The 20,106-nt window shown below is 63.3% G+C and carries 26 protein-coding genes and 5 pseudogenes; 4 read left to right on the top strand and 27 right to left on the bottom strand.

Features of this window, described 5'->3' with window-relative positions; all coding sequences use genetic code 11:
- The 25 genes and pseudogenes from IYX23_RS00845 to IYX23_RS00735 form a co-directional block, all read right to left on the bottom strand.
- Positions 1–262, bottom strand: a pseudogene (locus IYX23_RS00845) (IS110 family transposase); the annotation flags it as partial.
- Positions 263–510: 248 nt separating this feature from the next.
- Entirely contained in the window at positions 511–942 is a 432-nt protein-coding gene (locus IYX23_RS00840) for an NlpC/P60 family protein (RefSeq protein WP_196391671.1), read from the bottom strand.
- Positions 939–1,829 (bottom strand): DUF2163 domain-containing protein, encoded by an 891-nt coding sequence (locus IYX23_RS00835; protein ID WP_196391670.1) that lies wholly within the window; start codon positions 1,827–1,829, stop codon positions 939–941. Before IYX23_RS00835 ends, IYX23_RS00840 begins: the two co-directional genes overlap by 4 nt.
- 118 nt (positions 1,830–1,947) lie before the next feature.
- Positions 1,948–2,586: a DUF2460 domain-containing protein gene (locus IYX23_RS00830; RefSeq protein ID WP_196391669.1), complete on the bottom strand. Its 639-nt coding sequence runs from the start codon at positions 2,584–2,586 to the stop codon at positions 1,948–1,950.
- Positions 2,587–2,599: 13 nt separating this feature from the next.
- On the bottom strand, positions 2,600–3,193 hold the full coding sequence (locus tag IYX23_RS00825) for a phage tail tape measure protein (protein WP_196391668.1): 594 nt from the start codon (positions 3,191–3,193) through the stop codon (positions 2,600–2,602).
- On the bottom strand, positions 3,190–3,429 hold the full coding sequence (locus tag IYX23_RS00820) for a rcc01693 family protein (protein ID WP_281431762.1): 240 nt from the start codon (positions 3,427–3,429) through the stop codon (positions 3,190–3,192). Before IYX23_RS00820 ends, IYX23_RS00825 begins: the two co-directional genes overlap by 4 nt.
- Positions 3,426–3,782, bottom strand: coding sequence for a gene transfer agent family protein (locus IYX23_RS00815; protein WP_196391667.1), 357 nt, complete (start codon positions 3,780–3,782; stop codon positions 3,426–3,428). Before IYX23_RS00815 ends, IYX23_RS00820 begins: the two co-directional genes overlap by 4 nt.
- Positions 3,783–3,848: 66 nt before the next feature.
- Entirely contained in the window at positions 3,849–4,256 is a 408-nt protein-coding gene (locus IYX23_RS00810; RefSeq protein WP_196391666.1) for a phage major tail protein, TP901-1 family, read from the bottom strand.
- Between the two features lie 12 nt (positions 4,257–4,268).
- Positions 4,269–4,676 carry a DUF3168 domain-containing protein gene (locus tag IYX23_RS00805; protein ID WP_196391665.1) on the bottom strand — a complete coding sequence of 136 codons (408 nt, stop codon included), beginning with the start codon at positions 4,674–4,676 and terminating at the stop codon, positions 4,269–4,271.
- A 10-nt stretch (positions 4,677–4,686) separates the two neighbouring features.
- The gene (locus IYX23_RS00800) at positions 4,687–5,013 is read right to left on the bottom strand and encodes a phage head closure protein (RefSeq protein WP_196391664.1); all 327 of its coding nucleotides are present in this window, start codon (positions 5,011–5,013) and stop codon (positions 4,687–4,689) included.
- A complete protein-coding gene (locus IYX23_RS00795) occupies positions 5,010–5,585 on the bottom strand; it encodes a phage head-tail connector protein (RefSeq protein ID WP_196391663.1) in 576 nt (191 codons plus the stop codon). The genes IYX23_RS00800 and IYX23_RS00795 overlap by 4 nt, the downstream gene beginning before the upstream one ends.
- Before the next feature lie 70 nt (positions 5,586–5,655).
- Positions 5,656–6,882, bottom strand: a complete 1,227-nt coding sequence (locus IYX23_RS00790; protein ID WP_196391662.1) for a phage major capsid protein — start codon at positions 6,880–6,882, stop codon at positions 5,656–5,658.
- 154 nt (positions 6,883–7,036) lie between these two features.
- Positions 7,037–7,648 (bottom strand): HK97 family phage prohead protease, encoded by a 612-nt coding sequence (locus tag IYX23_RS00785; RefSeq protein WP_196391661.1) that lies wholly within the window; start codon positions 7,646–7,648, stop codon positions 7,037–7,039.
- Positions 7,648–7,824, bottom strand: coding sequence for a histidine kinase (locus tag IYX23_RS00780; protein WP_196391660.1), 177 nt, complete (start codon positions 7,822–7,824; stop codon positions 7,648–7,650). The genes IYX23_RS00785 and IYX23_RS00780 overlap by 1 nt, the downstream gene beginning before the upstream one ends.
- Positions 7,821–8,009, bottom strand: a complete 189-nt coding sequence (locus tag IYX23_RS00775) for a hypothetical protein (protein WP_196391659.1) — start codon at positions 8,007–8,009, stop codon at positions 7,821–7,823. Before IYX23_RS00775 ends, IYX23_RS00780 begins: the two co-directional genes overlap by 4 nt.
- Positions 8,010–8,085: 76 nt before the next feature.
- A pseudogene (locus tag IYX23_RS00770) lies at positions 8,086–8,472 on the bottom strand (phage portal protein); the annotation flags it as partial.
- A 26-nt stretch (positions 8,473–8,498) separates the two neighbouring features.
- Positions 8,499–8,810: a hypothetical protein gene (locus tag IYX23_RS00765; RefSeq protein WP_196391658.1), complete on the bottom strand. Its 312-nt coding sequence runs from the start codon at positions 8,808–8,810 to the stop codon at positions 8,499–8,501.
- A gap of 10 nt (positions 8,811–8,820) precedes the next feature.
- Positions 8,821–9,195: an RNase A-like domain-containing protein gene (locus IYX23_RS19885; RefSeq protein ID WP_348643608.1), complete on the bottom strand. Its 375-nt coding sequence runs from the start codon at positions 9,193–9,195 to the stop codon at positions 8,821–8,823.
- Positions 9,196–9,234: 39 nt separating this feature from the next.
- Positions 9,235–9,421, bottom strand: a pseudogene (locus IYX23_RS00760) (phage portal protein); the annotation flags it as partial.
- A 16-nt stretch (positions 9,422–9,437) separates the two neighbouring features.
- On the bottom strand, positions 9,438–9,743 hold the full coding sequence (locus IYX23_RS00755) for a contact-dependent growth inhibition system immunity protein (protein WP_196391657.1): 306 nt from the start codon (positions 9,741–9,743) through the stop codon (positions 9,438–9,440).
- Positions 9,744–9,761: 18 nt separating this feature from the next.
- Entirely contained in the window at positions 9,762–10,292 is a 531-nt protein-coding gene (locus IYX23_RS20020) for an RNase A-like domain-containing protein (RefSeq protein ID WP_348643607.1), read from the bottom strand.
- A gap of 234 nt (positions 10,293–10,526) precedes the next feature.
- Positions 10,527–11,684: pseudogene (locus IYX23_RS20015) on the bottom strand (phage portal protein); the annotation flags it as partial.
- Positions 11,685–11,857: 173 nt separating this feature from the next.
- Positions 11,858–13,189, bottom strand: coding sequence for a terminase family protein (locus tag IYX23_RS00745; RefSeq protein ID WP_196391655.1), 1,332 nt, complete (start codon positions 13,187–13,189; stop codon positions 11,858–11,860).
- Positions 13,143–13,685 (bottom strand): hypothetical protein, encoded by a 543-nt coding sequence (locus tag IYX23_RS00740; RefSeq protein ID WP_196391654.1) that lies wholly within the window; start codon positions 13,683–13,685, stop codon positions 13,143–13,145. Before IYX23_RS00740 ends, IYX23_RS00745 begins: the two co-directional genes overlap by 47 nt.
- A gap of 413 nt (positions 13,686–14,098) precedes the next feature.
- Positions 14,099–14,698 carry a YcgN family cysteine cluster protein gene (locus tag IYX23_RS00735; protein WP_196391653.1) on the bottom strand — a complete coding sequence of 200 codons (600 nt, stop codon included), beginning with the start codon at positions 14,696–14,698 and terminating at the stop codon, positions 14,099–14,101.
- A 140-nt stretch (positions 14,699–14,838) separates the two neighbouring features.
- On the opposite strand from IYX23_RS00735, the gene IYX23_RS00730 reads away from it, so the two are divergent.
- Genes IYX23_RS00730 through IYX23_RS00720 form a run of 3 tightly spaced genes read left to right on the top strand, consistent with a single transcriptional unit; the run spans position 14,839 to position 18,274 of the window.
- Positions 14,839–17,073 carry a PBP1A family penicillin-binding protein gene (locus IYX23_RS00730; RefSeq protein WP_196391652.1) on the top strand — a complete coding sequence of 745 codons (2,235 nt, stop codon included), beginning with the start codon at positions 14,839–14,841 and terminating at the stop codon, positions 17,071–17,073.
- A 17-nt stretch (positions 17,074–17,090) separates the two neighbouring features.
- The gene (locus IYX23_RS00725; RefSeq protein WP_196391651.1) at positions 17,091–17,681 is read left to right on the top strand and encodes a DUF1214 domain-containing protein; all 591 of its coding nucleotides are present in this window, start codon (positions 17,091–17,093) and stop codon (positions 17,679–17,681) included.
- A complete protein-coding gene (locus IYX23_RS00720) occupies positions 17,672–18,274 on the top strand; it encodes a hypothetical protein (RefSeq protein ID WP_196391650.1) in 603 nt (200 codons plus the stop codon). The genes IYX23_RS00725 and IYX23_RS00720 overlap by 10 nt, the downstream gene beginning before the upstream one ends.
- A gap of 65 nt (positions 18,275–18,339) precedes the next feature.
- Here IYX23_RS00720 and IYX23_RS00715 read toward each other — a convergent pair.
- Both IYX23_RS00715 and IYX23_RS00710 read right to left on the bottom strand, forming a co-directional pair.
- A pseudogene (locus tag IYX23_RS00715) lies at positions 18,340–18,874 on the bottom strand (SRPBCC family protein).
- Positions 18,871–19,236 (bottom strand): metalloregulator ArsR/SmtB family transcription factor, encoded by a 366-nt coding sequence (locus IYX23_RS00710; protein WP_196391649.1) that lies wholly within the window; start codon positions 19,234–19,236, stop codon positions 18,871–18,873. Before IYX23_RS00710 ends, IYX23_RS00715 begins: the two are co-directional and overlap by 4 nt.
- Before the next feature lie 359 nt (positions 19,237–19,595).
- Between IYX23_RS00710 and IYX23_RS00705 the strand changes: the two genes are divergently transcribed.
- Positions 19,596–20,106, top strand: a 511-nt coding sequence (locus IYX23_RS00705; RefSeq protein WP_196398811.1) for a DUF1629 domain-containing protein, incomplete at its 3' end; no start/stop codon positions are given.

Here is a 20,106-nt window from a genome sequence, read left to right as displayed (position 1 = left end):
AAGCGCGCGCAAAATCGCGCGCCTGTTCGGGATTGACGCGCGCATGAGCCACGCCGGCGGCTTCAAGACCCAGACGCAATACGCGATCGTAACAGCCGGTCGCCTCGAACACCACGAAACGCCCCTGGACGAGCTGCGTCGAGACAAAGGCGGAGACCGCGCTGATCGTGTTTTCGATCCGAAAATAGCCTGCCAACGGATCAAAAATATCGAGATAGGCTTTGGAAACGTCGATTCCGACGCAAACAGGGGTTATGCTCATCGTGCCTGTCCCTGTGATGCGAGGTCTGTTGGCGCAGCCTCGTGCAACTGTTCAGGTGAACTTCGAAAAGCGGACGGGGATCAGGCCCGATACGGTGGCAACACCAGGAATCCAACGATCTCCCGTCCGCATTCTCAGTCTCTCACAAAACAGACACACAGGAATCCAGAGCAAATCCAGCACTCCTGAGTCGGCTCTGGATTCCCGGTCAGGCCTTCGGCCTGCCGGGAATGACAAATTGAAAGAATTCAGTCAGCAACGCCCGGAAAGGCGAAGGCGGCGACAAGCGTCTTGCGCCAATGCGAGCCGATCGCGACCTCCGCGACGCAGGCGCCGGCATGGGCGTGAATCATATGCGTCGTCGATGTTGCGACGCCGAGATGTTTCGCGGGGAGATGTTCACGAAAGCGAAACAGCAGAACGTCGCCTTCACGAAACTCGCTTAAAGCCACCACTCTGAAATGCCGATGGGCGGCGTCAAGCAATGTCTCGGCGTTCAAGGCTTCGGCCCAGTCGGGCGTATATGCGGGCGCCGCCTCCGGCTCGTCGCCGATGATGTCGCGCCAGACGCCGCGCACGAGCCCGAGGCAGTCGCAGCCGACATGGATGAGCGAGGCTTGATGCACATAAGGCGTGCCACGCCAGCGCCGCGCCGCCGCGACAATGTCGGCGCGGGTCATCTGAAAAAACTCCCGCCGTCCATCGCCGGCGCAAGCGCGCTCGGATAGGCGATGACGCGATCATTGCCCGGCATATGCGGAAACCCGCGGAAGTTGACGATGTTGTCAAACTTGGCGCGGCAGCTCGTCGGCGACTTGTCGCATCCCGCCGTCATGAGAACGGCGTCCCCGGCCACAATCGCGCCGCCCGGCGGCGTCCATAGCGTGACGCTCGCGCGCAGATTTTCCTGCCGATGCGATTTGACGGTCTGGCGGGCGTTTTCATTAGCGCCGCTCGTAAAGGTCAGCGCGCCGCCTGTGAAAAAGCCGCTGTCGAAACTTTCCGAAAGATCGACGTCGATTGCGCCGCCGACGAAGGCGGCGACGACGCCCGTCGCGTGAAAGCCAGGCGCCATGACGTCAAGACCGCAGCGCGTGTCGCCGAGATCCGCCGAACAGCTGCGTTGAAAGGCGCGGCCCTGCTGCTGATCGAAAAGGTGCGCGCTTGAGCGCAGCTCCGCAGAAAAAGCGTTCTCGCCGCGGCGTATCTCGCCGATCGTCGCGATATCCAGCAAGGCGCGATCAGTAACGTTCGTCCAGTCGACGAGCCATGTTTCGACCGAGGCGCCGTCATAGAGGTCGTTCAACAGATCCGCCTCGGTGAGGCTCTCGTCGCTTAAGGCGCCGGCGGCTTCTCCCGTTCCCGGCGCAAAGCCGACGCTCGATTCGAGCTGCGACGCGGAGAGACCGGTGTTGGCGCGGAAGACTACGCCGTTGAAAGTCAGATCGCGATCATGATCGGTGAAGCCCATCACGGTCGCGTCGCTGCGCGCAACGCGCCAACAATGGCAGAGTGTGGTGGCGCGCTGATCGAGCTTCGCCTGCATCGAAGGAGAGAGCGAGAGCATGGATGGATTCCGCTCTTGTATGATCTTTCGGCGTCATTGCGAGCCGAAGGCGAAGCAATCCAGAGCACGGTCCGCGATCTGTGGATTGCTTCGTCGGCTTCTCCTCGCAATGACGGAGCTACGGAACGATTTCGACGATCGGAATATGCGGAATCGCCCCGGCCTCGAAGGCGTGCATGTCGATTTCGAGAAAATCCGTATCGAAGCGCACCGGCACGTCGAAGAGAAAGCCGGCCGTGACGATTGCTCCCGCCGAGGGTATCGCGCCCGGCGCGAAGGTCACGATTCCTATGGTGACGTCGACGCTCACATCCGGCGTCAACTTCTCGACGCCATCGACCGCGACGCGCGCCGTTCCGGCGACAGGCTTTACGATGTCGCGCGCATAAGCGGAAAAGGCGCCGCCGTACGTCTTCACAAGCTGGAATGTGGCGCGCGCGCCATCTCCCATTCCTATTGTTTGATCCGTTGGGCTCGGAGTCGCGCCCGGCGCACAGGAGGCGCAGTCGGCGCGATCGCGCCAGCGAAAGCCATAAAGCCGGCCGCGCCGCTCTTCGAAGAATTCGATGATCTGCGAAAGCTGCGTGAGACTCTTGACGCCGTAGCCAGCTTCGTAGCGGCGCCGCGAATGCGCCCAGCGGGCGTTGCGCGCCTCGCGATTGGAGCCGAGCGTCACGATCTCTGTGCGCCGCTCCGGTCCGCCGCGCCCCCCCAGCGAGACATCGAGCGGGAAGCGGATCTCGTGAAAATCGCTCATGCCGGCTGCCTGCTTAGAGGTTGCGCTGGCCGCGCGCGACAGCCCGCGCCAGGGCGCCCGTGATTTGCGCCTCCGAACGGCGGAAGCTCTCGATATCCTGCGCAGCGATGTTGACCGTGACCGCAACCGGACGCGCGGCGGCGCCCTGCGCGACGACGCCGAGCCGGCCATCCGCGCCGCGCGCGAGCGGCATGATCGCCTCAGCGCCGCGCTCGCCCATCAGCCCCATCGCGCCGCCGCTCGCAAAATAAGTTGGACTTGCGACGACCCCGCCCTGCGCGAAAGGCGCAACGGTCCCGGCGCCGCCGAAGGCGCCGGAAAACATGCCGCTCAATCCGCTCACCAGTCCTTCGGCGAGCGCCTTGGTTCCCGTGCGCAAGGCCATGCGCGTCAGCGACTGTGCGATCGTCGAGAGCACGTCGTTGAAGCTACGGCCGCTCGCCGCCGCCGAGCCGAAACCCAGGTGAAGCGTCTTCGTGACATTTCCTGCCGAGACGTTGATCTGATCGAGCAGTAGTTTCGTTGCTTGCAGGTTAGTTGTCGCGATACGGTCATTCGCCCCGGGCGCGTTGAAAGGATCGGGAAAGGCGTCGAAATCTGTCATCATGTCGATCCTTGAGAATCGGGAAATTGGCGCATCATGTCTTCAAGCACGGCGCGCGACGGCGCCCCCGGCGCGACGCCATAGACGCCCTCCGCCGCGCAAAAAAGTTCGCGCGGCGTCATCGACCAGAAATCGCGCGACGGGAGCCGCAGGACGCCGAGCCCGAAGGCCATGGCGCGCGCGAAGGGAAAGGGCGCGCGATGGGAGGCGTCGCGCGCTGCTTCTTTCGCTTGCCTCAAGCGTCCTGCGGCGTCGGAGGGTTTGCGTCGGCGCTTTGCTCCGGCGCATCGCCGAAGGTCGCGGCGAGGAGATCGGCCGCGATGCGCACATAGCCTGCAAGCCCCTCCGAAACTTTCATTCTGGCGACGTCCTCATCAGTCATGTCGTTGCCCGCGCCGCGCAGCCCGCAGCCGATGATGCGCAGTATGTCGCGTGCGGAAAGCCGTCGCTCCTCGAAGCGGCTCGCGAGCCCGACAAGGTCGTTTACGCCAAAGCCGCTTTCGAGTTCGGCGAGCGCGCCGAGCGTCAGGCAGAGCGTGTAGCTTTTGCCATCGATCGTCGCCTCGATCTCGCCGCGCTTCCTATTCGCCATTACGTCCTCACATGAAATGCGCTGGTCCATCTGGAATTCGGGAATGACAGTTCAGCCGTTCAAACCTCACAGCGCCGCGAAGGCGAGCGCGCCCGCCGATTCAAGCGAAATATCGAAAGTCACCTCGGCCGCATATTCGCCGCGGTAGTCGAGATTGGCGATCTGGAACAGGCCCGAAAGTAAGCCGAAGTCGGGAATGACAATCTGCCATTCGCGCAGCAGCCCGTCGAAGAAGGTCTGCCGCAGGAGCGCATCCGACGACTGGTCTTTGAACACGCCTGTTCCGGAGACGCTTGCGCGCCTCAGTCCTCCGCCGTCGAGCAGTTCGCGCCAGCGGCCGCTCGACTCGGCGTCGGTCACATCGACCGTGTCGGCGTTCAGCGCGAGGCGGCGCGTGCGCAGTCCGCCCACCGTGATGAAGCTCGCGCCGTCATGAATTTTCAAGAGCAGATCCTTGCCTTTCTGGGCGGCCATCATTGAGCTCCGTTAAAGATATTCGGTGGTGGCGCGAAAGCGCAGATTGACCCTTGCGAAGCGGCCGCTTTGCTCGCGACGCGTCTCCATGGAGAGGAAGCGCAAGTCGATCAGCTGATGTCCCTCAAGACTGAGCGGCGCCTCATCGAGGAGATCGGCGATGCGCTGGGCAAGTTCGAGCGATTCGCTTAGCCCCCGCATCGTCGACGTGACGCCGATCGTAAAGAGCTGCTCCGCGCCCGGCGAGATATCGGCGGACCAGTCGCGCAGCTGCGCTTCGGCAAATAGCGCATAGGGCGGTTCGGTTCCGTGCGGCGCCTCGTCGTAAAGCTTTTGGCCGAACGCGGCGGCGAAGCCTGCATCCGCGAGCAGATAGGCGCGGATCGCTTTGCGAAGCGCGATGACCGGTGAAGCGCTCATGGCGAGTCCTTTAAGTGATCTCTTCGCACGCGCAGATCAGAAGTCGCCGACGCTCGTCGGGGTCGAGAGCCGATTGGATGCGAAGCTTGCGACCGCGATAGACAAAGCGCATGTCCTTTGTGACGTCGTTACGCCAGCGGATCGTCACGATGAGGGTCGTGGCCTGCTCGGCGCGGTGCTCGACGAAATCTTCGCGAACGCCGGAAGGCGCGATGCGCGCCCAAAGATTCGCGACCGGCGTAAAGCTGCGCGAAAAGCCGCCAGCGCCGTCGGGCGCGTCGATGGGCGCCTCGAGCGTCACGCGATGGCGCAGCGCGCCGATGGGGAGGCCGCTCACAGCAGCCGCTCCCGTCGAAATGGCGCCGCGAGCTGCGCGACCGTTCTCGGCAAAGCGTCGTCGTTGCTATCGCCGCGATGTTCGCGCCAATGCGCGACGAGCGTCAAAATCGCCTGGCGCAGCGGCTGCGGCGCGTCGCTCGCGAGGGCGCCATAGCCGACGGTGAAGTCGATCTCGATTCCATCCCTCGCGCGTCCGGGCGCTGGCGGCGCGGACGTGAAGCTGATGCGGCCGCCCTCGGTCGAGTTTGGCGCGCGATAGGTCGCGGCATTGAGCGTCTGCGGCGCGTCGCTTGCGTCGAACACGCGGATCGCCGTCACCGACTGAAATGGCGCGAAGGGAATGCGGAGCGTCGCGTTAGAGGCGACCGAAGCGGGCCAACAGTCGAAAACCAGGCGCCAGCTTTGCGTGACGAAGAACCGCCGCGTATAGGCTTCGAGCGTCATGCGCGCGGCGACGATCAGCGCCTGGATCAATTCATCCTCTTCGACGCCGTCTTCACGCAGCCATGATTTTGCGTCGGCGAGCGAGACAGGCTCGATCGCCGGCGCGCCGATGAGCATCGGTCGCATCGCGCGTCCTAGGTTGTGGTGAGCAGAAGGCCGCGACGTTTCTCGTCGCGGCCTCAATGGGGCGGGCCGATTAGGATGCGGCGAATTTCAACAGCTTGATCGCCTCGAAATTCTGCACGCCGCCGCCAACGCGCTTCGTCGTGTAGAAGAGCACATAGGGCTTGGCTGAGTAGGGATCGCGCAGCACGCGAATGCCGACGCGGTCCACCACCACATAGCCGCGCTCGAAATCGCCGAAGGCGATGGAGAGAGAATTCGCGGCGGGGTCCGGCATGTCCTCGGCTTCGATGACGGGGAAGTTCATCAGGGAGGCGCCGGCGTCGGCGGTTGCGGGTGGCGCCCAGATGTAGTCGCCTGTCGTCGTCTTGAACTGGCGCACGAGCGACTGCGCGCGCCGCCCCATGACGAATTTGCCGTTCTGGCGGAAGCCGGCGCGCAGCGCATAGACGAGATTGACCAGCGCGTCGGAAGGATCGCTCGCCGCGAAAGCGCCGGCGGCGCCCGTCGCCACATAGCCGATGTTGCCCCAGGTCCAGCTCGCATCGGCGACGCTTGTATAGGAGAGAAAGCCCTTCGGCTTATTGACGCCGTCGCCGCTGACGAAGGCCGCGCCTTCCTGTTCGGCGAAGGCGGTTTGCACCTCCTCGGCGATCCATTGCTCGATATCGACGACGGCGTCGTCGAGCAGCGCCTGCGTCGCCGCCGGCATGGCGTAAAGCTCCATCGCCGGGAAGGTCATATCGGCGAGCTGCTGATTGTTGGTCTGCGGGCGCGGATCGGCTTCGGCGACCCATCCGGCGGCCGGTCCCGTCGTTGAGTAGGCGCGGCGCAGCGACGCGCCGGAGATTTCGCGCACGCTGGAGATGGCGCGGATCGGCGAGAACTTCGCGAGTCTTCGCAGAACCTCCCGCTCGGTTGGAAGCGGCACGAGATAGCCGCCGTCAGCGCCCGACCCGCGCGACAGCGCCTTGGCTTCGAGCGCCTTGAGGCCGCTCGCTTCGCCCGAGCGCATGTAGTGATTGAAGGCGCTCTTGTGCTCGCGCCCGCTGTGGTCGTCGACGAGCTTGCCGCCAATACGCGGCCGCGACATTTCGAGCGCCAGGCGATCGAGCCGGCTCTTCGTGTCGTCGAGCGCGTGGTCGATGCGCGCGAGCTTCTCTTCGGTCACGACGTCGGCGCCGAGGCGGCCCTCGAGCTGCGTCAGACGCTCGTCGTTCGTCTCCTTGAAGGCGCTGAAGGCGCGATTGAGATCGGCGAGAATGTCGTCGCCGGCGGTTTTGGTTTCAACTGCTGACATGTATAGAGCCTCGTGTTTGAGCGGGCGCGCGGAAAAGCGCCCGGCGGCTGTCGCCGCCGAGTGAAGTTGGCGCGCTTAGGAAAGACCGTCTCGAAAGTAGCGTTTGCGCTCGACGGCAAGAGCGCGGATCAATGCAATAGATCGATCCGCCTGGTCAGAATGACCCAGACAGCCGGCGCAGCGCGTTGGAAAATTCAAGCGCCGCATGTTGCGCCTTGAGCCGCGCGAGTCTTACGCCGAACGCCTCCATGCGGGATGCGCCGCTGCGACTTTGCTTCACCGCGCCGATGCGCGCCTGCGGCAGCATTGGAAAGGTGACGATAGAGATCTCCCACAGATCGATTTCGTGCAGGCGGCGTACGCCGCTTGATTTGTCCGTCGTGGCGCGCCGCGTGCGAAAGCCGATGGAGAGGCCGTCGATCGCGCCCTTGCGCATCAGCGACAGCGCCTCGCGCGCCCGCGCCACCGACAAATCCAGGCGGCCTTCGACCTTGAGGCCGCGCGCATCTTCGACGATCGAGGTCCAAAGCCCGATCGGCTCGGCCGCGTTATGCTGCCACAGCATTTTCACGCCCGGCGCGCCGCGCTTAATGAGCGAGCGCGCGAAGGCGCCGGTCATCACCATGTCGCCGCCTGAATCAACCACGCCGAAGAGACTGGCGTAACCCGAGAAGGCGCCGGCCTCATTCGACCGCAACAGCGGCAGTTCGGCGCGCTTGATTTCCGGCGCGCCCGCGCTCGGCGTCGTTTTTTGCAGCGCCGTCATCAGCTTTTCTCCGCCTGAGCATTAATTGGCGTATGGCTCGCCGCGCGGGCGTCGGCGCGCAACTGCGCCAGCAATTCGACGAAGGTCTTGAAGACGGCGGAAGGATCGTCCCGCCTGCGCGTATGGCGCGCGCGCGGACGCTTGAAGAAATGCGGCAGCCAATTGTTCTGACTCATGGATCGCTCCTGCAACGGCGGTTGAAGCGCGCGAGCTCGCGCACGAAGGCGTCAAGGCGGCGCGTCGCCTCGCCGAGTTCGCGCATGGCGAGATAGGCTTGCGCGGAGGCGGCGCAGGCCCACAGAAACAGCGCAAGATGCGCGAGATCGCCGCGCTCCAAGATGGCGTTCAGAATGTCGGACATGGGTGGTTTCGTATTTCCGGCCGGCGGCGCGTTCGTCAGTCATTCCCGACGCGAACCCCGGCTGCAGCCAGGCATGAAAGCTCTTCTGCACGCGTGCGACGAGCGGCAGCACGGTCTGGCGCCAGAAGGCGCGATTGGCCTCGGCGTAATTGCTGAAGGTGTTGTCGCCGGGCAGGCCCAACAGCAGCGGCGGCACGCCGAAGGCGAGCGCGATCTCGCGCGCCGCGCCCGCCTTAGACTCGGTAAAATCCATGTCCTTTGGCGAAAGCGACAGCGCCTTCCAGTCGAGCCCGCCTTCGAGCAGCAGCGGCCTTCCGGCGTTGGTCGCGCCGGAGAAATTTTCCTCCAGCTCTTCTTTCAGCCTCGAGAACTGCTCGTCGGTGAGATGCGCGCCTTCCGGCCCCGCATAGACGAGGGCGCCCGAAGGGCCCTATCTGCGAGAGGAAAAGCTGAGCGATTTATCGCAACGAGTCGCAGGCTACGAAAGTATCATCCCGGCCTGTTCGGCGGAACATCCTCTTCGATCAGTTTAAGTAGATAAATCAGGCACTCGGTACAGCTTCCCTCATCTCCCCAAAAAGGCAGCACCTCAGCCTTGCTCTTTAGCCAGATTTCTCTCAGCTGCGTTTCGTCATATCTGCCGTCTGTCAGCTCTTTCATATAATCCTTGAGAGCCTGTCGCTCTGCCGGCGAGTATGAGAAGAGGGCCAAGTGCACCAGTTCTTCAAGATTTTTGTACGCTGTGTCGATGTCTTGGTGAAAAAACAGTGTCAGCCCTTGAAAAACTTCGGGAAGCTTCATGGGTGCGGCCTCAGTCTCGATTTATGGGGAAAGCGGTGAAGATCCGAAAACCTCGCGGCGATGCTCCATCATGTCTGATGAGAATGCGTACTCCAAAAGTTTCACGAATGGTGGTCGAGGAATTAAACTTCGGCGCGAAAGCTTCCTTTCCCGTGGGCGTATCAAACCAAGCCTCCAGAATTGCAGCTTCCCTACCCCCTTTTACGACCTCTTCAACAAGAGCCGCGTTTTGAGAAAGCGCCGAGTTCACCAATCTATTTGCCGCACTCAGCGAGTGAAACGATCCTATGCGCGGTTTCCAAAATCCTATAGGGCCGACGCTGGTTCGTGTTCTTGCGCTACGTTGTTTAAGATTTTCGTCGCTCTTCCCTACGTGATCGCGGATCGTGTGGCCATCATGAAGACCGCGCTCTTCTTCAGTATAGTCGAGGCGAAAAGGTCCGAAGCCCGGCTGCAGCCAGGCCTGAAAGCTCTTCTGCACGCGCGCGACAAGCGGGCAGCACGGTCTGGCGCCAGAAGGCGCGATTGGCCTCGGCGTAATTGCTGAACGTATTGTCGCCGGGTAGGCCCAGCAGCAGCGGCGGCACGCCGAAGGCGAGCGATTCCTGCCGTAATTCCCTATCGAAGCTATGTTTCTGGCGGAACGTCCTTCTCGACCAATTCACGCAAGTATTTTAGAAACTCTGTGCAGTTCCCCTCTTCATCCCATAAAGGCACTACCTCAGCCCTGCTCTTCAGCCAGATTTCTCTCAGCTGCATTTCGTCATATCTGCCGTCGGTCAGCTCTTTCATGTAATCCTTGAGAGCTTGACGCTCTTGCGGCGTGAAGTCTCGTAGCGCTTCGTCAACCAATGCCTCGGGGGACTTATAAGCAATGTCGATATCCTGATGGAAAAAAGAAGTGAATCTTCGAAAGGGCGCTGGTAGAGTCATGCTATGCCTCACGTAGTCTCAGTCGTCGTTAATCGGGAAAGCAGTGAAAACCTTAAATCCCCTTTTAGACCCTGCTACGTGGGCGATTAGGACTCGGACGCCAAACGTATCGCGGATGATGGCGTTGGAATTGAATTTGGGCGCGTATGCTTCCTTACCCGTAGGCGTCAAGAACCAAGCTTCCAGTGTCGCGGCGCTCACTCGTCCGGAAGCCACTTCCTCTATGAGTGCAGGACTCTGTGAAAGCGTAGAATTTACCAATTTGTTCGCCGCGATCACGGAAGGAAATGTTCCTATACGTCGTTTCCAAAATCCTAAAGGGCCGACGCGCGTTCGTGTTCTTGCGCTGCGCTCTTTCAGATTTTCGTCGCTTTTGCCTACGTGATCGCGGATCGTGTGGCCATCATGAGGACCGTGCTCTTCTTCAGCAAGTTCGACATCGTATCGTCTGTTCTGTACCTGATGAACCTGAGATTCAATTCCGCGGTTGAGTTCATGATCTCGATTGAAGGCGACATTCTCTCCACCCGCAACGCGCCGGCTTTGCACGCGCGTGAGGGGGTTGTCCGCATCGCTCGCGACATTTGGATTCGTGTTCTGCGCAGTCTGGACGCGGCCCCCCACATCTCGCGCGCCGCTAAACCCGCCTCCCGAATCTCCGCCGCCACCGCCGCTCGTCCATTGCCCGCCGCCGGAATTTCCCGCCGGGACGCGCGGCTGTTCCGGGCTATAGCGGCGCTCCAGACCGACATCGCGTTTGGCGACGAGCGCCTCTTTCGGCGCCGGGCCATAGCCCAATGCCTCGCGCTGCTCGTCGAGCGTGAGGAAAGCGGCCTTGCCGACGCGCTCCCATTCGGCGGCGCGTTCGCTCGCCAAGGCTTCGAGACGATCGGCGTTATAGTCGAGGCGAAAGGAACCAAAGCCCGGCCGCAGCCAGGCATGAAAGCTCTTCTGCACGCGTGCGACGAGCGGCAGCACGGTCTGGCGCCAGAAGGCGCGATTGGCCTCGGCGTAATTGCTGAAGGTGTTGTCGCCGGGCAGGCCCAACAGCAGCGGCGGCACGCCGAAGGCGAGCGCGATCTCGCGCGCCGCGCCTGCTTTCGACTCGGTGAAATCCATGTCCTTTGGCGACAGCGACAGCGCTTTCCAGTCGAGCCCGCCTTCGAGCAGCAGCGGCCTTCCGGCGTTGGTCGCGCCGGAGAAATTCTCCTCCAGCTCTTCCTTTAAGCGCGAGAATTGCTCGTCGGTCAGATGCGCGCCTTCCGGCCCCGCATAGACGAGGGCGCCGGAAGGGCGCGCGGAATTGTCGAGCAGCGCCTTGTTCCAGAAACTCGCGGCGTTATGCGTGTCGAGCGCCACCTGCGCGGCGGCGAGCGGCGGAAAGCCGTAATAATCGTCGAGCGGGTTGAAGAATTTGATGTGCAGGATCGGCTCGATCCCTTCGCCGCGCATCTCGTAGCGCGCTTCCTGTCCCAGCGCGCGATAGATGAAAGCCGCGGGCCAGCCGTTGCGCCCCGCCTCAATGCTCATGCGGTCGGGCCGCAGCGCGTAGAGTTCGCGCAGCTCCTCGTCGATTAAGACGGATTCGACATAGGCGTTGCCGTAAAGCAGAAGATTGGCGCAGATCGCCTCGATGAAGGAGGCGCTGGTGTCGAGCGGATTGGGCCGCTCGATGAGAGAGATCAGCGGATGGTCGATCGCCTCCTCGCGGCCCTCATAGATAAGCCAGGGGACGGAAGCGGCGGCTTCCGCCACCATGCGCACGCAGCGATGACAGACGGCGTTGCGCTCATAGCCTTCGCGCGTCAGCACCGTCGAATTGCGCGCGCTCCAATGCGGCTGTCCGAGCGCATGCATGGCGAGGAGTTTCGCCGCGCGCGAATATTTGGTTTCGCGCGGCGGCGCGACCGCGCCGATGAGGCGCGAGAGCAGAGAGGGCATCGATGATCCCTTGAGAGAAGCGTAAAGAGGCGCCACACCCTCCCCTTGATGGGGAGGGTCGAACCGCGAAGCGGTTCGGGGTGGGGTGGACAAAGGAAACGATAAGGAACTCACCCCACCCCGCGACTTCGTCGCGACCCTCCCCGTCAAGGGGAGGGTAGGGATGCGCCCCTTCACACCCGCCGCATCCGCGGCTCGGGCGCTTTCGGCGTCAGCGCCAAAGCCGTGATCGCCCAGACCAGCGCGTCGAGTCGATCGGGACTGCGCCCCGACGAAAGCCCGTCGGCGCCGAAATCGCACATCTCGTCTTCGAGCGCCGGAAAGGCGCCGACATGTTTGACGCGGCCCTGTTCGTAAAGCTGCGCGACCGGCGCCGCGCGCAAATATTTGCCGCGCGTCGCGCGCGCCATCGTCACCGGCGCCGACGGATCGGCTTCGTTGAGCACGGCGCGCACCATTTCGCCGCCCTGATTGACTTCGGCGACAAGCGCGTCGGCGGAAAGCCTGTGATAGAGCGCGATCGCCGCGCGCGCCCACTGCGCCGGCCGCGCCGCCGACAATGTCGCGTCGGCGAGAACGTAGAGCGTTCCTGCCTGTTCAACTCCCGCCGCCACGATCCCGCAATTGTCGGCGCGCTTGCCCGAGCTCGCCGGCGGATCGACGGCGACGACGATGCGCCTCAAGGGCGGCGCCTCATGGACGCGGGCGCGCTCCAGCATGTCGCGCGTCCACAACGCGTCCTTGCGCTCGTCGAGCATCTCGCCATCGAGCTCCTGACGCCCCAATCGCGTGCCGGCATATTGCGCGACGACGCTTTCCAGAAACGACGGCGCAAGATTGGCGGCGTTCTCGCGCGTCAAGGCGCGGGTCACGACGCTCGTCGGATGCGCGATCAGCTCTTTTAGGAGCGGCAACGGACGCGGCGTCGTCGTGACGAGCTGTCGCGGCCAGTCGCCGAGACGCAGGCCGAATTGCAGCATGTCCCATGTCTCCCTGGCGTAGCGCCATTTGGCGAGTTCGTCGCACCAGGCGGCGTGAAACTGCGGGCCGCGCAGGCTTTCCGGATCTTCCGCCGAAAACGCCTGCGCCACGGCGCCCGAGTCCCAGACGAGCCGCTTTCGCGTCGTCTCCCAGCGCGGCCGCTCGCGCGGCCCATGCACGGCGAGAAGACCGGAGACGCCCTCGACCATCACTTCGCGCACGTCGGCCGCCGTCTCGCCGACAAGCGCGATGCGCCCGAGCGGGCGGAGCGAAAATTGCGCGCGTCCGAGCGCCAGCGCTTTGACCCATTCGGCGCCGGCGCGAGTCTTGCCCGCGCCGCGTCCGCCAAGGATCAGCCATGTGCGCCACGGCGCGCCGCTCGCGGCCAAATGTGGCGGCCATTGATCGCGGCGCGCGATGAATTCCCACTCGTCGAGAAGCCGCGCCAGTTCTCGCGCGCTCAGACCGTCGAGCGCCTCATTCAGTCGGCCCTGCGCCGCGCAGGCGCTCAAGCCGTCGAGCAAGCTCCGCGCGGAGTTCGGCCAATTCGCGGGGCGGCGCGTCGCCGCCTCCTTCGCTCGCGTCTCCGACGGATTGGTCGCTGTCATCGTCTGCGTCGTTCTTCTTATCCTCGCTCTCACGCCGCATGCGCTTCAATTCGGCGAGCGTTTTGACGAGGCTTGCGAGCGTGCGTGCGCTCGCCTCGATGGTTTTGGGCGCATGTTTGGCGAGCGCAGCTTCGGCGCGGGCGAATTCCTGTTCGACGGCGTCTTCAAGCCGCGCGATGAGTCGCCCCGCGTCGCGTGGCCTCTTTGCGGCGAGCGCAGCCTCTTGCGGCTTTTTCGGCGCGCAGGCGGAGGCGCGGAGCGGCCAATTGTTGTTGACTCGGTATGTGTAGAACTGCGCCTGCGTCATGCCGAGCAGGTCGAGAATTTCGCCGATAGGCGTGACGCCCGAGTCGTACAGAAGCTTCGCCTGCGCGATCTTTTCATCGCAGGGCGGGACGGATTTGGCTCGCATCTGCGAGTCTCCGGGAGTTGCTAACTGAGTTGATTTGCTAAGTGCGCGATTTGCTAAAGTGGCCTCGCGTGTCATTCCCGACAGGCCGCAGGCCTGATCGGGAATCCGGAGTAACAATGAGCGTGTTGGATGTCCCCTCCCGATCGCGCTTCGCGCGTAGGGAATGACAAGCAGGGAGTCTGACGAAGTCAGTTTTCAGCAATTCTCCAAAAAAGATCCCCTCGGCCCAGACGCAAGCGTCTCCAAGCGCGAGGGGACCAGGCGGGCGCGGGGGAACGGGAGGAGAGGACGCCGCGCCGGTAAACTCGTTCGCGTCGCTCAAGCGCAATTTTGGAGCATGGCGCTTTTGTATAGGACCATCGTCCGGCTGTCAAGGAATAAATACCTACAAGCAGAAAAATCTCAGGCGTCGCTCACCACCGCGCCTTCTTCGGCCAGCGTTTCGGCCACAGCCGGATAAAATCCGGCAGATCGTCGGTTTCGACGTCGTCCTCGCCGGCCTCGATCCGGCCGCGCGCCGACACGCCGGCGCGAGAGACGCTTTCCGGATCGCCGGAGATCAGCGGGTGCCACGGCGGCAGCGGCTTGCCCCGAAAGCGCAGCAGATAGGCGCAGGTCGGCGGCAGCCAGGGAATATCCGCAAGCTTCTCCAGCGTGAGCCGCACACAGTCCGGCACGTAGCGGCGGCGTCGCGGATAGTCGCCGCAGCGGCAGCTCTGCTGATCGAGCAATTTGCATGCGACGCTCGTGTGATAGATCGCGCCCGTGTCCTCGTCTTCGAGCTTCACCAGACAGCAGCGACCGCAGCCGTCGCAGAGCTGTTCCCATTCGGCGCGGGTGAGGTCCGCAAGCGGCTTTTCCCAGAACGGCGTCTCGGGCTGTTGGACGACCGAATGCGAAAGAGGTTTTTCGGCGCGCTCTATGTGTCTGGACCCGGTCCCATTCTCCGGATTCGGGCGGTTCCGGCCGCCTGCAGCGTGATCTGGGGCATTTTCGCCTTTTTTTAACGCCATCCTTCTCTTTCGACTTGCGCTTTGCGCGACAGAAACCATAACGCAGTGTGGGTCGCGCGGACTGTCGTCAAGATGGTTGAAAAAGTGTTAATGTCCACAAAGCGCGGGTAAGTTTTATCGGCGCGGGGAGCATTTGAGCTGTGTTGGAGCGTTTCCAGGCTTCTGCTTTCGCCAAGCGCTTGAGGCGCATCCTACTCGCGATCGACGCGCGCATCGATTCCGCCATGTACCAGAGCGGACGGCGCACCCGCGAGATCTATGAGGATTTTTCGACCTTCATGGAGCGGTTCCACGTCTCGGGCCTTGCCCGGGTCGGCGTGGAGCTCTCCTGCGAGGCGCTGACGCTCGGCCTGGGCGCCGGCATCGTCGCCATGGCGCTCGCGTCGTCGGCCTTCCAGATGACCAGCGACGAGAATTGGCTCAAGCAGACCGATCTCGCGGTCACCTTCCTCGATCGCTACGGCGCGGAAGTCGGCCAGCGCGGCATCAAGCATGACGACGCCGTGCCGCTCGAGCAATATCCAGATTATCTTATCAAGGCGGTGCTGGCGACGGAAGACCGCCGCTTCTACGAACATTTCGGCATCGACGTGATCGGCACGCTGCGGGCGCTCACCGTCAACGCCCGGTCATCAGGCGTGGTGCAGGGCGGCTCCTCCATCAGCCAGCAGCTCGCCAAAAATCTGTTCCTGTCGAATGAGCGCACCATCACCCGCAAGATCAATGAGGCCTTTCTGGCGCTGTGGCTCGAGCATCATCTGACCAAGCGCGAAATCCTCAAGCTCTATCTCGATCGCGTCTATATGGGCGGCGGCGCTTTCGGCATTCAGGCGGCGGCCGAATTCTATTTCGGCAAGTCGGTCAAAGACGTCACGCTCTCCGAGGCGGCGATGCTCGCGGGCCTCTTCAAGGCGCCGACGAAATACGCGCCGCACGTCAATCTGCCGGCGGCGCGCGCGCGCGCCAATGACGTCTTGAACAATCTCGTCGACGCGGGCTTCATGACCGATAGCCAGATCATCGCGGCGCAGCGCAGTCCGGCGACGCCGATCGACCGCGCCCGCGAGACGAGCCCCGACTGGTATCTCGATTACGCCTATGGCGAAATCCGCAAGTTCGCGCAGGACGGCAAGCTCGGCGACAATCGCGTGCTCAGCGTGCGCACCACGCTCGATTCCAACGTCCAGAAGCGCGCCGAAGACGTCATCGAAACCAATTTGCGCGAGCAGGGCCGCAGCTTCCATGTCAAGCAGAGCGCCGCGGTCGTCATGGAGCCGGACGGCGCCGTGCGCGCCATCGTCGGCGGCCGGGATTATGGCGCAAGCCAGTTCAATCGCGCGACCGACGCCGCGCGCCAGCCGGGCTCCTCCTTCAAGCCCTATGTCTATCTCACCGCGCTGATGACCGGCCGTTTCAAGCCGACGACCATCGTCACCGACCGGCCGACCTGCATCGGCAATTACTGCGTCCATAATTACAGCGGCGGCTATGCCGGCTCCATGCCGCTCGCCATGGCCCTGGCGAAATCGTTGAACACGGTCGCCATTCAACTGTCGCAGGCGATCGGCAAGGGCGATTCGCGCATCGGCCGCGCCAAGATCATCGAAACCTGCCGACGGCTCGGCATCACCACGCCGCTCGAGGACACGCCCTCGCTTCCGGTCGGCCAGAGCGACGTGATCCTGCTCGAACATTCGGCGGGCTATGGGGCCTTCGTCAACGGCGGCAAGAAGGTCACGCCTTACGCCGCCGTCGAAATCCGCAATCGGCAGGGCGATCTGCTCTATCGCCACGATCGCGACGCGCCGCCGCAAACGCAGGCGGTGCCGCTCGACAAGGTCGTCGAACTCGCCGGCATGATGAAGAAGGTCGTCGAGGAAGGCACCGGCAAGCGCGCGCAGCTCGGCGAGGGCATCGACGTCATCGGCAAGACCGGCACCACAAATGGCTATAAGGACGCCTGGTTCTGCGGCTATACCGGAACGATGGGCGGCTGCGTGTGGTACGGCAATGACGACAACGCGCCGATGAACAACATGACCGGCGGCACGCTGCCGGCAGGCACCTGGCACGACATCATGGCCTATGCGCATCAGGGCGCGATCCTGAAGCCGATTGTCGGCTTGAGGCCCGATCCCAAGGGCGCGACAGCCGCCGCCAACGCCAATGTCGTCAAGCCGCTCGAACTTGGCGCGCCGCAGCGTCCCGCGACCCTGTCCAAGGGCGCGATGCAGGCGCTCGAATCGCTTCAAATGAAGATCAAGGCGGTCGGCGGCGACAAGCAGAGCGCGCTCGAAGCGCCTGACCCCGCCGCATCCGACGTCGTGCGGCGCGAGGCGCAGCGCGCGAGCGGCGCCGATGGCGTCATCCGTTAGCGGCGGGGAGCGCACCCTTGGACCTCAAGCCTTACGCAAATTATCTGCGCGCCGGCTCGGCGATGATCGCCGGAGTCGGCATCGGCCTGTTTGTGACCGTTCTGTCGCTCAACGCCGGCTATGGCTTCAATTCTCTGCGCGCGGGCCCCTGGAAGGCGTGGCCGCATATCGGCGGCGCCGACATCGACCCTTATGCGCGGGCGGTCATCTCGCGTTCTGGAGAAGCGCCGCTCGGCCGCGATCAAGGACTGGCCTTCATCGCGCGCGCCGACTCCAATGGCGCGCCGCTCAGCGCCGAATGCGAATATCGGATTATCGATCCCTTGCCGGCCGCGCGTTTCTGGACGATCGCGCTGGCGAGCCCCGACGGCCGACTGCTCGCCAATCCCACCGAGCGCTACGGCTATTCCTCGGTCGACGTTCTGCGCAAGGAGGGCGGCGCCTTTGAGATCGACGTCGCGCGCGAGGCGCGGCCCGGCAACTGGCTGTCGCCGGGCGAGGCGAAGGGCTTCGTCGTCATGCTGCGGCTCTATGATACGCCGCTCGACATCGAGTCGGCTCCAGATCCAGATTCCTTTCCAAAAATCGTGAAACTCGGATGCGCCTGAACATTCCCGATCGCTATCTCGACCTTTTGCCGTGGCTGTTCGCGACGCTGCTCGTCGCGGGGATCGTGCATATCGTTTCGGTGCTGCTGATGCCGACCTTGGCGCCGAACGACGCGCTCGCGCGACTCGCGTCTTATGTGAAGAGCGCCGCGCCGGCGGAAGGCCTGGTGATGCTGCCGCAAATGGCGCCCGGCGCCGAGACGTTGCCCTTCGAGGACCCGGCCTTCGCCGAGGCGGTCTGCGTCTATGATCTCGCCAAGGGTCCGCTGCGGGTCAAGACGAGCGTCGACGGCGAGGATTTTCTCGGTCTTTCATTTCACGCCAACGCCGGCCGCATCTATCATTCGATGACCGACCGCTCTGCGATCAAAGGCAAGATCGACATTGTCGTTGGCGACGCGCGCCAGATCGACGCGCTGACGAGCGCCGATGAGGGCGACGCCCCGCCGCCGCAGGAAGTGCGGCTCACGGCGCCGGCGAAGCGTGGCTTCATTCTGATCCGCTCCTTGGCCAAGCGCCCGACCGATCAGGAGCGCGCGCGCAGCCGGTTGAGCGCGATCAGCTGCCAGCGCTTCGATCTGCCGCAGGGGTAGCGCGGTTTCCCGCCAAAGCGGTTTATTGGCGACCGCTTTCGGTCGCCAACCCTAAAGACGCGCCGTCAGGCAGGCATCCGCTTGTCGTATTCCTTCTGCAGGCGGCTCCAGCCTTCCCAGAATGGCGCAGGCTTCTTGCCAGTCGCCCGGGCGACCAGGATGTCGAGGTGCATGTGCCAGCCGGCCCCGACCTTCAACAGGGTTGCGCGGTCGGGCAGACGTCGATGGATCACGGTCAGCAGCACATGATCGCCCCTTGGCTCGAGCTCGAAAGAAACGTCGCCGCTGCCTTGCCATGAGAAGGCGAGCTTGCGGGGCGGATCGACCTCGGTGATGCGGCTTTGCATCCGGTGCTCGTCGCAAAAGTCCGGCGGCCGCTGGCCAGGCGGATCGGTCAGTTCGTCGTTGCGCCAGACGAACTCGAAGGGCGCGCCGACCTTCATCTCCATCGGCCCCGCCGCCAGCCATTTGCGGCGCAGTTCGCTCTCCGTGAGATAGGCCCATACGCGCTCTATGGGGCCGGGGGGGAAGGCGCTCGATCGTCAAGGTGGCGGGTTCGGTAAGCGCGCCATAAGCATTTGGCGTTGCGAGGTCAGTCATGAGTCGTCTCCTTTGCAGGCGTCGGAACGGCGTTTGTCCTCCGTCAGGAGGAGCCCTTCGAGCGCATCCAGACGGTCTGTCCAAAAGCGCGCGTAGAAACTCAGCCACTCGTGGGCGCCGGCGAGCGGACCAGGAGCGAGGCGGCAGATATGGGCGCGGCCGCGCACTTCGCGCCGGATCAGCCCTGCATTCTCAAGGGCCTTGACGTGCTTCGAGGCGGCAGCGAGCGAGATCGCGAAAGGCGCCGCAAGCTGGCCGACGGTTCGTTCGCTCTTGGCGAGTTCGCGAAGCATCCGCCGGCGCGTGGCGTCGCCGAGCGCGTGAAAGACGGCGTCAAGCTGGGGGGCTTCTAATTCAACCATAGGGTTGAATATATCGGCTCAGTCGCGAATGTCAACCAATTGGTTGAATGAATGGTTATGAGCGCTTTTCAATTGTTTGGTCGATTTTCGATGATGGCGGGCGCCATATTGCGAGGAGCGCGGCGAAGCACTCCAGAGCAACGGCGCGACGACGGATTGCTGCGGCGCGCAATGACGACTCGCATTATCGTGTCATTCTCGACAGGCCGAAGGCCTGAGCGGGAACGAGCGGCCTAAGATTTCAGGGGAGCGGCGGGCGCAATGACGCAGGCGGCGGCTGAAGTTCCGGCGGAGACTCGGCGCATGCGCGGAAAAAAAACGAAGGCGCTCAATATTACGAATTCAACGCGGCGCTTAATGTGCGGCCGCCTTTCTTTGAGCTTGCGAATGAAGCTCAGCTGCAGGAATGCGGTTCGCTTCTTGCCGAGCCTGGCTGGCCGGATGGTTATGCGCGGCTGCCGCGTCATCCCTGGCGCCTTCCAGACTATCGCGAGCGGCCGCTGCTTTTGTTCGACAAGAAATTCGGCCGGCCGGCGCGAGACGTTGAGAGTCAGGACGGTCTCTGGTTTGTCACATCCGCGATGAAGGCCTTTCTGGAGAATGTCGATCCAGAAGCCTGCGACTTCCGCAAATGCGACACCAAATGGACGTCGGGCGAAGCGGGGCCGGACTATTGGCTCTGTTCAGTCACCCGGGTATTTTTCGGATGGGATGTAATCGACGTCGATAAATCGACGAAGATCAAGGTCCTCATCGGTGCACACGGCTTGCCATGGCATTACATGGTCTACGGCCATTATTTGCACCTCAAGCCCGAAGTGATCGGCGCCGCGCATCTGTTCCGAATCGTTGGAACGGGGGGGGGGGGGG

The organism is Methylocystis sp. L43 (assembly GCF_015709525.1).
Lineage (GTDB): Bacteria > Pseudomonadota > Alphaproteobacteria > Rhizobiales > Beijerinckiaceae > Methylocystis.
This window is presented reverse-complemented; position numbering and strand designations above follow the sequence as displayed.